The following is a 12,930-nucleotide window of genomic DNA, read 5'->3' on the forward strand; positions in this document are numbered from 1 at the left end:
TTATTTGCACTTTATATATTAAGCTACTTGAGTTTGCTGCTCTTCAATTTGTTCTGCTGTGCTATGTGTGTTTTCAGCACCGTGCATCCAACGAACAAGCGTGTTAGAGAACAACAGAAGAATGACACCAGAAACCATCGCTGTTACTGCAATACCGCTGAAGATAGCCAGTGCACCTAGCTCACCAACGTGAGAGCCCACATAACCAGCAACGTAGTTTGCAATTGCATTACAGCCAAACCATGCACCCATCATGAGTGAAGCAAGACGCAGCGGAGCCAGTTTAGTAACAAGAGACAGACCAATCGGAGATAGACACAATTCGCCCAGAGTATGGAAGAAGAATGCACCAACAAGCCACAACATGGATGTCTTAACTGTAGTGTCACCGCCTTGCTCAATAACCGCACCAACCATACATAGGAAACCAAGCGCTAGGAAGAACATCGCTAAAGCAAATTTCACTGGTGAGTTTGGCTCACGTTTACCTAGTTTCACCCATAGTACGGCTAGTACAGGTGCTAGCGTGATGATGAAGAATGGGTTTAGTGATTGGAACCACGCAGCAGGCACTTCAAAGCCACCGATCATTCGATCTGTGTATTGCTGAGTGTAGATGTTCATTAGACCGCCAGCTTGTTCAAAGCCTGCCCAGAATACGATAGTGAATAGGCTCATCACTAGGATTACTTTGATGCGATCCGTTTCTTCTTTTGTTAACGGTTCTTTTTGAGAAGATTTTTTAATCGCTAGATCACGTTTTGCAGCTGGAACACGACCAATATCACCAAGCCATGCTTGAGCAAACGTCATCTGCATGACTAGACTGATAAGCATACCGATACCAGCAGCCACGAAACCCGCTTTCCAACCGAATTCAGTTGTTACAGAGCCAGAAACAACACCAGCGATTAATGCACCAAGGTTAATACCCATGTAGAAGATAGTGAAAGCACCATCACGACGGTTGTCACCTTCTTGATATAAGTCACCAACCATTGTAGAGATGTTTGGCTTAAATAGACCGTTACCACAGATAAGTAGAGCAAGGCCTAAATAGAATGTGTGTAGAGCACCAAGACCTAGAGCGTCAGCAGGCATTGCTAGTGTAAATTGACCGATTGCCATCAACGCGCCACCAATCAAGATAGAACGGCGTTGACCTAAGTAGTTATCCGCAAGGTAACCACCGATGAGAGGAGTAATGTAGACAAGTCCAGTATAGATGCCGTATAGGTCTAGGGCATCTTTAGTCGACCAGCCAAGGCCACCGTTCATTGTTGTGTCAGTTAAATACAGTACTAGAATGGCGCGCATTGCGTAGTAAGAAAAGCGTTCCCAAAGTTCAGTACCGAACAATAAGAACAAGCCACGTGGGTGACCAAAGTATTGATGTTGGTTTGACATAAGCTCTTCTAATAGTAGTTATTACATTTTTTAAAGAAATCTACGTATACATGTCATTTTGATGACTTACAAACAATAAAATTTTATGTGACGATTCATTTGCCTTATTAAATGATGGCTCCGCGTTGATTTTGTGGGGTTTTAATCGGCGAATCGTTCGTGTTACAAACTTACTTTCCATTTTTGCCTATAGACTTATTTTCTTAATGCTTCGAAAAAGTGTAAGTTATGCATGTTATGTTTAAGAGGCTTACTGATAGGTTTCTTGAATACCCATGACTCGTTCTAGGCTTAATGCTAGGATGAAATAAAAATATAATTGGCTAGTAATAAAATGAAACGTTGGTATTTATTGTATTGTAAACGAGGAGAGCAAGTTAGGGCGAAGCAACACCTTGAAAACCAAGGAGTAGAGTGTTTTTACCCAACTGTGGAGGTCGAAAAGATCTTACGCGGCAAGCGACAAAAGGTCGAAGAACCATTATTCCCTTGCTATGTTTTTTCTCGATTTGATTATGAACAAGGACCGAATTTTACATCGGTACGTTCCACTCGAGGTGTCGTTGACTTCGTACGCTTCGGAGCACAACCAAAAGAGATTCAAGGTGATCTTGTTTATGAACTAAAGCAGATTGAAAAGTGTGCTGAGGAGCCGACAAGCCCAGAATGTATGCCGAAACCAGGCGATCATGTTCGTGTTATGAACGGACAGTTTGCTGGTATTGATGCGATTTATCACGAACAAGATGGTGAAAAGCGTTCGATTATGTTGGTTCAAATGCTCTCTAAGCGAGTGCCTGTCAGCATTGACAATAATGATTTGGAATTTATGTAAACCAACTCATTGAAAGATCAAAAAGAGGTGCGTAATGCACCTCTTTTTGATCGTGTTAACTTACCAGTGTTCAAGGGCTGGTGACTCAGCCCTATTTAACACGTGATACGATTAGTATGCATCGTTGTGTACGGTTTGAACGGCACGACCTGATGGGTCAACACAGTTTTGGAATGACTCATCCCATTCAATCGCTTTCGCTGAAGAACACGCGACTGATGGGCCACCAGGAACACATTCCGCAGCTGATGGTAGAGGGAACAACTCTTCAAAGATCTCGCGGTATACATAACCTTCTTTAGTTGTAGGTGTGTTGTAAGGGAAGCGGAATTGAGCCGTCTCCATTTGCTGATCTGTTACTTTTTGCTCTGCGACTTCTTTTAGCGTATCAATCCAGCTGTAACCAACACCATCAGAGAACTGTTCCTTCTGACGCCATGCAATCGACTCCGGTAGGTAGTGTTCGAAGCACTCACGTAAAATGTGCTTCTCCATCTTACCGTTGCCACACATCTTATCGGCAGGGTTCAAACGCATTGCTACGTCAATGAACTCCTTATCTAGGAATGGTACACGACCTTCAACACCCCATGCCGCTAGCGATTTGTTTGCACGTGCACAGTCAAACATGTTCAGAGCTAGAAGCTTACGTACGGTCTCTTCGTGGAACTCTTGCGCGTTTGGCGCTTTATGGAAGTATAAGTAGCCACCGAAGATTTCATCAGCGCCTTCACCAGAAAGTACCATTTTGATTCCCATTGCTTTGATCTTACGACCCATTAGGAACATAGGTGTTGAAGCGCGGATAGTCGTTACGTCATATGTTTCAATGTGGTAAATCACATCACGAATCGCGTCCAAGCCTTCTTGGATGGTGTACGTCATTTCATGGTGAACCGTACCAATTTGTTCTGCAACTTCGCGAGCGGCTTTCAGATCTGGTGCTCCTTCTAGACCTACAGCGAAAGAGTGCAGCTGTGGCCACCAAGCTTCAGACTTTTCGTCGTCTTCAATACGCATTGCTGCAAATCGTTTTGCTACAGCAGATGTAATCGATGAATCCAGACCACCAGAAAGAAGTACGCCATATGGCACGTCAGTCATTAGTTGGCGTTTTACCGCAGCTTCTAAAGCTTCTGTAAGTTCTTCTTTGCTTGTGCTGTTGCCTTGAACTGCTGCGTACTCATTCCAGTCACGAATATAGTAACGTTGAGGTTCTGCATCTGCACTGCCGTAGTGACAACCCGGAGGGAACTCGCTCACGGTCTTGCATACTGGTACCAGTGCTTTCATTTCTGATGCTACGTAGTAGTTACCATGTTCATCATAACCTTGGTAAAGAGGAATGATACCAATGTGGTCACGACCTACTAAGTACTCGTCTTTTTCTTCATCGTAAAGTACGAATGCAAAAATACCGTTTAGTTCTTCAAGAAGGTCTGCACCCATGTCTTGGTATAGCGCTAGGATAACTTCACAGTCTGAGTCAGTTTGGAATTCGTATTTACCTTCGTAGCGAGCACGAATTTCTTTGTGGTTGTAGATTTCACCGTTTACAGCAAGGATGAGTTTTTTATCAGGGCTGTATAGTGGTTGAGCACCACTATTTAGACCAACGATCGCCAAACGTTCATGCGCAAGAATCGCGCGCTCTGATGAGTAAATACCAGACCAGTCTGGACCGCGGTGACGAAGCTTTTTCGACATCTCAAGTGCGGTAGGGCGCAATGCTGCTGCATCGCTCTTAATGTCTAAAATGCCAAATACTGAACACATACAACATCCTTTTTAAACTAAACAATTTTTAATCGGTATAGGTTCAATTTGCCATTCTGAGTAAAAAAAGCAACGTTTGATGATGAAAAAAATGATAAAAAGGCTTGATGATTAGATATTGTTTAAAAATAACCTTAATCTGATGAATGAGATCAAGGTTTGGTTTAAAAAATGCACAAAAAAGCCCTCTTATTAGAAGAGGGCTCAATAAGGATAGTTACGTTTGATGCTTATTTCATCGGTGTAAATTGAGGTTGAAGTTGCTCGCAAACATGTCGTGCGAAACCACTACCAGCTTCGCTATAGATGTTGAATGCGGCATCGACCCCAGTCTCTAGTAAGCCTTCAAGTTGATCTGGGTATTCGGCAATTGCTGCTATTTGCCCTTTATAGTTTCGGCTTTGAAGCTGTTCAAGCGCGGTTTGGTTACCTTGGTGGTGTGGCATCGCCAATAGGACCAACTTTACGTTTGCTGTATCTAAAATGCGTTCCCAAAAGTCAGGGTCTGTTGCATCGCCTGAAATAACGTTGCGACCTTCAGAGCGGTGTTTATGCGCAGCTTCTTCTCTTACTTCAACACCAAGAGAAACTTTGCCATAGCGAGATCGTAATTCGTCGTAAGCACCGGTGCCAATTCGACCCATACCTAGGATCAATACTTGGGCATGCCCTGGATTGATTAATTGATCTCGTTGGTTCAATTTCTCTGCCGCCGTTTCTTGTAACCATTTGCCCGAGTGTTGGTAGATTTGGTGACCAAGACGATTTAACGGTGCTGAGATGATAAATGAAATCGAAACAGCCACAGCGATAGCCGCTAGCATGTCACTAGGCATCCAGCCCATCTTGTAAGCCAGTCCACCGACAATCAAACCAAATTCACTGTAGTTGAAAAGAGAAAGAGACGTCAGTAATGAAGTCCGAACACGGAACTTAAAGTGGTTGATAGTAAGGAAATACAGCAGACCTTTGATTGGCAGCAACAAAATGAATAGCAGCGCAAGACCCACACCAGTGAAGCTCAATGATGCTGACAAACCAATATTGAGGAAGAAGCACACGAGGAAGAGCTCTTTCATATTAAAGAGCGATTTTGATAACTCTGATGCTTTACGATGCCCGGCTAGTAACATGCCTAAAATCAGCGCGCCTAAATCTGGCTTCATACCGACGAGTTCAAACAAACCAGCCCCGACGACGAGCGCAAAGAAGATACCAAATAGAACCAGCATCTCGCCGTGACCTACTTTATCTAGGAGTTTGTAGAACAATGGGCGGATAAGAGGGAGAGCAAACAAACCTATCGCATACCACTCCGGAATTTTACCTGTTGAAGCGGTAAGGAAGACCACAGCAAAAATATCCTGCATGACCAGAATACCAATTGCTAGGGTGCCGTAAGTCGCATTCATCTCACCTTTTTCTTGCAGGGTTTTTACCGCGAAGACAGTACTAGAAAAAGACAGAGCGAAAGCCAACAACAGAATCTGGCTGTGTTCCATAGTGGCCAGTGATGACAAACCGAGCAGTTTTAGACCAACGAGAACCAGCGCAAAGAAAAGGGTAGAAAGAATATTGTGCGCGGTTGCGCCACCCCAAATCTCTTTGGAAAGTAGCGTTTTTACGTCCAACTTTAGACCAATAGTGAAAAGCAGCAAGGTCACACCAAGATCAGCAAGCGTGACAATGACGTCATTACTTTGGTAGCCAAACGCGTGAAGACCGAAGCCTGCGAGTAGGAAACCAACCAAGGGCGGAAGGTTACATTTTAGAGCGATGAAGCCGGCGAGAAACGCCGTTGTAATTAGAATAATTTCCATACTATTGAGCTATATTCCTGATATACAAAAACGGGCTGTGAAACCACAGCCCGAGATTGTAACTCAATTGGTTGTATAAACTTAGTCTTCTAGTAACTTTTGTAACAAAACTCCGTTCAACATGGCGCGCTTTATCATTGCGAATGCGCCCATTGTTGGTTGCTTATCAATATGAGAAGCAACAATCGGAAGTTCGTTATGGAAAGTCTTCAAAGATTGGTTTTCAACATTGCGCTGGATTGCTGGGAAAACAATTTCTTCAGCCGCCGTAATGTCACCGGCAATGACGATTTTTTGTGGGTTAAACAAGTTAATCGTAATTGCGATAGCTTTACCAAGTTGGTTGCCTACGCGCACTAAGCTTTGCTTAGCAAGTTCATCGCCGTTCATCGCATGAGTACAAACGTCATCGATTGTGATGTGCTCTAGTTGAGTAAGGCTTGATTCATAGCCCTGTGCAATAAGCTTTTTAACGCGTTGTACGATTGCTGGGTTTGCTGCAACCGTTTCTAGACAGCCAAAGTTGCCACATTGGCATTGCTCGCCAAGTGGGTCGATTTGGATGTGACCAATTTCACCGACGTTACGGTTGAAGCCAAGGAATACTTGACCATTGACAATGATGCCGGCACCAGTACCACGGTGAACACTGACAAGAATTGAGTCTTGGCAATCTTGGCTTGCACCAAAGTAATGTTCAGCCAATGCCATACCACGAACATCGTTACCGACAAAACAAGCGGTATTGAACTTTTCACGGATGATTTCACCCAGTGCAAGGTTATCGATGTCTGTATTCGGCATGTATTCCACTACGCCTGTGGTTGGGTTCACCAAACCAGGCAGTGTAATACCGATAGCAATCAGTTGGTCAATTTTATCTTGGCAGCGACTCACGAAGTCCTTTAGCAAGTCAATCAAACCTGCGATAAGGTCTGCTTGATTGGTATAGTGAAGTTCGTGCTGGTCTTCTGCAAGTGCCGTTCCGCCTAGGTCGTACAAACAGAATTGCACATAGTCACGACCTAATCGTACAGCGATAGAGTGAAAAGGTTTTACTTCAGTGGTCAACGAGATGGCTCGACGACCACCGGTAGAAGCTTGTTGCGCGACTTCTTTGATCAAGCCGCGCTCTAATAGTTGGCGGGTTATTTTGGTAACACTCGCTGGGGCGAGCTGACTAACATCCGCGACTTGAATACGGGAGATTGGACCTTGTTGGTCAATCAGCCTGTATACCGCAGCACTGTTAAGCTGTTTTACTAAATCTACATTACCAATCTGTCCGCCATTCATGCTTAATTTTGCTCGTATTGTCCGTTAACAACCGTCGCTTTTACATTGAAGTCACGATCGAAAATGGTCAGGTTAGCTACCATTCCTTTTCGAACTCGGCCAAGACGCTCCTCAACACCGATTGCGGTTGCTGGGTAAAGCGTAGCCATTCGTAGAGCTTCTTCTAAAGCGATGCCTGCGTGCTCAACTGAATTCTGAACTGCTTCAATCATAGTCAGAGCTGAGCCGCCTAGTGTGCCATTTTCATCAACACACTTACCATCTCGGTAATATACTTTCTTACCGACAAAAATAAAGTGATCAATGTTAGCACCTGCTGGAGCTGTGGCATCCGTCACCAAAACAAGCTTTTCGCCTTTGATTTTATGAGCGATTCGGATGTTTGCGTAATCAACGTGGAAACCATCAGCGATGATACCAGCGTAGACTTCAGGGGTGTCATAAATCGCACCAACTACACCTGGTTCACGGCCAACCATCGGTGTCATCGCGTTGAATAGGTGAGTGGCGAATGTGATGCCTGCATCGAAACCTTGGCGAGCTTCTGCATAAGTTGCATTCGTGTGGCCGATAGAAACAACAATGCCAGCTGCTTTCAAGCGTGCAATGTGCTCAGGATCATTTTGTTCTGGTGCAAGCGTTACTTTCGCGATGATGTCTGCGTTAGCACAGATTAGATCGATCATACCGTCATCAGAAGGGCGGATGAAGTCAACGCTATGAATACCTTTTTTCGCTACGTTAAGGTACGGACCTTCAAGATGCAGACCTAGCGATTGGTTTTGGTATTTGTTGTGGTACTCGCGAGCAGCAGTGATAGCAGCACGCATATCTTCGTCTGAAGATGTGATTAGGGTAGGTAGGAAGCTTGTACAACCCGACTTTAGGTTAGCTTCATGCATGATCTGCATTGTTTCTGGTGTGATTTCGTCGTTAAGCATCACACCACCACAGCCATTTAGCTGTAGGTCGATAAAACCAGGGCTTAGATTAGCACCGTCCAGGTCTTTTACTTCAATACCTTCTGGTAGTTGAGTCACTGGTACAACTGATTGAATCTGGTCATTGTCGATGATGACAGCATGATCGGTAAGAACATCACTACCGGTATAGATTTTACAGTTACTTAGCGCGTACATAGTCAGCTAGTCCTTATAGATGAGAATTCATTTTCTGTCCCGTTATCTAACTGGTGACTCTATGAGTCAGGCTGGTACTTAGTTTGTATCACTGAATTAGATAACGAGTCACATACAGCAAGTCGCGTTTTATCGATGTCATTATCAGAGTAACTAACTGAAAAATAATAAATGAATTAGTTTTTATGATTGTTTTCCAGAGCGAAGTTACTGCGAATCATCTGTAGAGATACCAAAATAACACTGATTCTGTCTTGCATAAAGTACGAGAATCTTATCTCTAAAACGCCATTTTTTCGTATAATAAAATAAGTTTTATGATCTCGCTAGCAAAAACCTTCTGAATGACCAATTTCTGGTGATTATGATCACAAACAATGAGGTTTTAATTTGCGGAGCAAAATTAATATCATAAACTGATAGCGACTAAATTGAACGACTGAAATAAGTCATTCAACAAAACATAAAATCCTATAGGGGGAACTTAAGGTGAATATTCTTGGATACGCGCAGAAGTTAGGTAAAGCTCTTATGCTTCCTATCGCAACGCTTCCAGTTGCAGCGCTTTTACTACGTTTGGGTCAGCCTGACCTTTTAGATATTGCGTTTATGGCATCTGCTGGTAATGCAATCTTTAGTCAACTTCCACTACTATTCGGTCTAGGTATCGCGATTGGTCTTTCTAAAGACGGTCAAGGTGCTGCAGGTCTAGCTGGTGCAGTTGCTTACTTCGTTCTTACTGCGACAGCAGCAACGATCGATGCAAGCGTTAACATGTCATTCTTCGGCGGTATCATTGCAGGTATCATCGCTGGTCACTCTTACAACGCTTTCCACGCTACTCGTCTACCTGAGTGGTTGGCATTCTTCTCTGGCAAACGTCTAGTACCAATCATGGCGGGTCTATTCTCGCTAGTTGCTGGTGCAATTGCTGGTGTTGTATGGCCAACAATCCAAGGCGGTCTTGACGCGTTAGCGCACGCAGTTTCTACTTCTGGTGCTATCGGTCAATTCGTATACGGTACGCTTAACCGTGCACTAATCCCTGTAGGTCTACACCACGTACTAAACTCGTACTTCTGGTTCGGTATGGGTACGTGTCAAGAAGTTCTAGTATCTGGCGCAACAGCGGCGGGTCAAGCGCTTCCTGCTCTACAACAGCTTTGTGTTGACCCAGCTCTAGCTAAGACTCTTGTTGCTGGTCAAACTCACACATTCGAATTCGCTAACTCTGTAACTCCAGAAATCACAGCAACAGTTAAAGAAGTAACTGAAACTCTGAAATCTGGTGACCTACACCGCTTCTTCGGCGGCGATAAGAGCGCTGGTGTATTCATGAACGGTTTCTTCCCTGTAATGATGTTCGGTCTACCTGGTGCAGCACTTGCTATGTACCTAGCAGCTCCGGTTGAGAAGCGTAGCCAAGTTGGTGGTGCACTATTCTCAGTAGCATTCTGTTCATTCCTAACAGGTATCACTGAACCTCTAGAGTTCATGTTCGTGTTCCTAGCTCCTGCTCTATACGCTATCCACGCTGTATTTACAGGTCTATCTCTAGTACTTGCAAACATGCTTGGCACGCTACACGGCTTTGGTTTCTCTGCAGGTCTAATCGACTTCGTACTAAACTACGGTCTAGCAACTAAGCCTCTAGTACTACTTGCTCTAGGTTTGGCTTTCGGTGCTCTATACTTCTTCACATTCAGCTTCGCAATCCGCGCTTTCAACCTGAAATCGCCAGGTCGTGAAGATGACGAAGATGAAACATCTGCAGCTCCTGCTGGTGATGCAGCAAAAGGTGACCTAGCTCGTCAATACCTAAAAGCGCTAGGTGGTCACGACAACCTAACTTCAATCGACGCGTGTATCACTCGTCTACGTCTAACACTTAAGGATCGCTCTGTTGCAGACGAAGCAGTACTTAAGAAATTAGGCGCGAAAGGTGTTGTTAAGCTAGGCGAAAACAACCTTCAAGTTATCCTTGGTCCTCTTGCAGAAATCGTTGCTGGTGAAATGAAAGCAATCGGTGCAGGTGAAGACCTATCAGATGTAAAACTTCCTTAATTACATCTTAATGACTCTCTATAAAGACCTCCTTCGGGAGGTCTTTTTTTTGTTTATACGGATTTAATATGCTGCGCTTTCAAGCGAAGAACAGAAATATTCCCGTTTTAACGACGGTTCTTGTTGTCTAATCGCTAAGAATTGTGGATCATTAGGAACAATGCACTCTGTAAACCGAGTAAGGCTACGGAGTACTGTTTTCTCTGACAATACTAATATTTTTGAGGTGCTATAGATGAGTGAAGCTGATGCTCGTCCATCAAACTTTATTCGCCAGATCATTGATAAAGATCTAGCGGATGGTAAACACACTAGCGTGCATACTCGATTCCCGCCGGAGCCAAATGGCTACCTGCATATCGGTCATGCTAAGTCTATCTGTTTGAACTTCGGTATTGCTCAGGACTACCAGGGTCAATGTAACTTACGTTTCGACGATACAAACCCTGAAAAAGAAGACATCGAATACGTTGAGTCTATCAAGAAAGATGTAAACTGGTTGGGCTTCGAGTGGGATGGTGAAGTATGTTACTCATCAAACTACTTCGACAAGCTTTACGAATATGCAATTGAATTGATTAATAAAGGCTTAGCGTACGTTGATGAGCTAAGTCCTGAGCAGATTCGTGAATACCGCGGTACGCTAACGGCTCCGGGTAAACCAAGCCCATACCGTGATCGTCCAATCGAAGAAAACCTAGCGCTATTTGAAAAAATGCGCGCAGGTGAGTTCGAAGAAGGTAAAGCGTGTTTACGTGCGAAGATCGACATGGGTTCTTCATTCATGGTAATGCGTGACCCAGTTATTTACCGTGTACGTTTCGCGACTCACCACCAGACTGGTGATAAGTGGTGCATTTACCCAATGTACGACTTCACGCACTGTATCTCTGATGCGCTAGAGGGCATTACGCACTCTATCTGTACTCTAGAGTTCATGGACAACCGTCGTCTGTACGACTGGGTTCTAGACAACATCACGATTGATTGTCGTCCACACCAGTACGAATTCAGCCGCCTAAATCTTGAATACACAGTGATGTCTAAGCGTAAGCTAAACCAACTAGTGACTGAGAAATTGGTTGATGGTTGGGACGACCCACGTATGCCTACAGTGTCTGGTCTGCGTCGTCGTGGCTTCACATCAGCATCTATTCGTGAATTCTGTAAGCGCATTGGCGTAACGAAGCAAGAGAACATGATTGAGTTCGGTTCACTAGAATCTTGTATTCGTGACGATCTAAACGAAAACGCACCACGTGCGATGGCTGTTCTAGATCCAGTTAAGATCGTTATCGAGAACTTCGAAGCAGGCGCGGTAGAGACGCTGACTGTTGCTAACCATCCAAACAAACCTGAGATGGGTGAGCGTGAAGTGCCATTCACTCGTGAAGTTTGGATCGAGCGCGAAGACTTCCGTGAAGAAGCAAACAAGAAATACAAGCGTCTTGTTCTAGGTAAAGAAGTTCGTCTACGTGGCGCATACGTGATCAAGGCTGAACGCATCGAGAAAGACGCGGAAGGCAACATCACAACAATCTTCTGTACTTACGATGCTGAAACGCTAGGTAAGAACCCTGCAGATGGCCGTAAAGTGAAAGGCGTAATTCACTGGGTATCAGCAGACAAAGCATTGCCTGCAGAAATCCGCATGTACGATCGTTTGTTCACAGTACCAAACCCAGCGGCTGCGGATGACTTTGCTGCGACAATCAACCCAGAATCACTAGTGGTTCTAAACGGTTTTGTTGAGCCAAGCCTAGTAAACGCAGAAGCGGAAACAGGTTATCAGTTTGAGCGTATGGGTTACTTCTGTGCAGATTCAAAAGACTCTTCAGCAGAGAACCTAGTATTCAACCGTACGGTTGGTCTACGTGATACTTGGGCGAAAATCGAGAACCAATAATCTCAATCCTTCGCTAATAAAAATGCCAGCATCATTGCTGGCATTTTTGTTTGTTATTTCAATCTAGTTGGTTTTGATGTCGTGACGCTGCCTGTTTTTGAGTCATACCATATGACGAAGCTAGAGTTATCAGGATTGCGATCGTAACCTTGTTTAGTAAAGGTATAATAACAAACAGATTGGTGGGATTCTTTGTCTTGGACTCGTCGGGTAATAAAATCAAACCTATCGTTCGCGTTACGATTATTTGATAGAGAGTATTCGTTGCCGAGTAAAGCTTGCCACACGGCAATACAACCAGCATTCCCTTGTCCTATGTTATACGGGTTGCCAATCACGCCATTTCTGTTGCCCTTGTTAGTGCCAAGCGGAAAGCCAAACTCATTTACATCCAGTTCGCCACCACCATATCCATCGATATCTGTTTGAGCTTCCTGTGTTCCACCATTGACTAACCATTGGCTTTGGGTAAATCGCACGCCTGTTTCGAATTGGTCAGCGATGGATTCCATTTTTGCTTGATACGCATCGTCTTGGAGGTTTAAAAAACGGGGAGCTGCAACAACAGCTAGGATGCCGAGAATGACGATCGCAATGATAAGTTCTAGTAGGGTAAAGCCTTGAGGATTCCTTCTCTTCATTGCTCTTCTCCATAAAAAAACGTCAGCCTTAGCTGACGTTTTACTA

The 12,930-nt window shown here is 44.2% G+C and carries 9 protein-coding genes; 3 read left to right on the top strand and 6 right to left on the bottom strand.

Going from position 1 to position 12,930, the window contains the following annotated elements; translation table 11 throughout:
* Window positions 1-18: 18 nt before the first annotated feature.
* Window positions 19-1,407 carry a peptide MFS transporter gene (locus OH463_RS00150; protein WP_005446383.1) on the bottom strand — a complete coding sequence of 463 codons (1,389 nt, stop codon included), beginning with the start codon at window positions 1,405-1,407 and terminating at the stop codon, window positions 19-21.
* A gap of 334 nt (window positions 1,408-1,741) precedes the next feature.
* On the opposite strand from OH463_RS00150, the gene rfaH reads away from it, so the two are divergent.
* Window positions 1,742-2,242: a transcription/translation regulatory transformer protein RfaH gene (gene rfaH, locus OH463_RS00155; protein WP_005446384.1), complete on the top strand. Its 501-nt coding sequence runs from the start codon at window positions 1,742-1,744 to the stop codon at window positions 2,240-2,242.
* Window positions 2,243-2,353: 111 nt separating this feature from the next.
* Here rfaH and asnB read toward each other — a convergent pair whose 3' ends face one another.
* The 4 genes from asnB to nagA form a co-directional block, all read right to left on the bottom strand.
* On the bottom strand, window positions 2,354-4,018 hold the full coding sequence (gene asnB / locus OH463_RS00160; RefSeq protein WP_047513010.1) for an asparagine synthase B: 1,665 nt from the start codon (window positions 4,016-4,018) through the stop codon (window positions 2,354-2,356).
* Between the two features lie 230 nt (window positions 4,019-4,248).
* On the bottom strand, window positions 4,249-5,838 hold the full coding sequence (locus OH463_RS00165; protein WP_005446391.1) for a cation:proton antiporter family protein: 1,590 nt from the start codon (window positions 5,836-5,838) through the stop codon (window positions 4,249-4,251).
* An 81-nt stretch (window positions 5,839-5,919) separates the two neighbouring features.
* Window positions 5,920-7,134, bottom strand: a complete 1,215-nt coding sequence (gene nagC / locus OH463_RS00170) for a DNA-binding transcriptional regulator NagC (RefSeq protein ID WP_005446392.1) — start codon at window positions 7,132-7,134, stop codon at window positions 5,920-5,922.
* Window positions 7,135-7,136: 2 nt separating this feature from the next.
* The gene (gene nagA / locus OH463_RS00175; protein ID WP_005446394.1) at window positions 7,137-8,273 is read right to left on the bottom strand and encodes an N-acetylglucosamine-6-phosphate deacetylase; all 1,137 of its coding nucleotides are present in this window, start codon (window positions 8,271-8,273) and stop codon (window positions 7,137-7,139) included.
* 489 nt (window positions 8,274-8,762) lie between these two features.
* Here nagA and nagE point away from each other — a divergent pair, with 489 nt between their 5' ends.
* Complete coding sequence (gene nagE, locus OH463_RS00180) at window positions 8,763-10,337, top strand: N-acetylglucosamine-specific PTS transporter subunit IIBC (RefSeq protein WP_005446396.1); 1,575 nt, start codon at window positions 8,763-8,765, stop codon at window positions 10,335-10,337.
* 235 nt (window positions 10,338-10,572) lie between these two features.
* Window positions 10,573-12,243, top strand: a complete 1,671-nt coding sequence (gene glnS, locus OH463_RS00185; RefSeq protein WP_005446398.1) for a glutamine--tRNA ligase — start codon at window positions 10,573-10,575, stop codon at window positions 12,241-12,243.
* A 53-nt stretch (window positions 12,244-12,296) separates the two neighbouring features.
* Here glnS and OH463_RS00190 read toward each other — a convergent pair whose 3' ends face one another.
* On the bottom strand, window positions 12,297-12,884 hold the full coding sequence (locus OH463_RS00190; protein WP_269990245.1) for a pilus assembly FimT family protein: 588 nt from the start codon (window positions 12,882-12,884) through the stop codon (window positions 12,297-12,299).
* Window positions 12,885-12,930: the final 46 nt, after the last annotated feature.

Origin of the sequence: Vibrio sp. NFR, from assembly GCF_027587095.1 — a bacterium.
Lineage (GTDB): Bacteria > Pseudomonadota > Gammaproteobacteria > Enterobacterales > Vibrionaceae > Vibrio > Vibrio harveyi.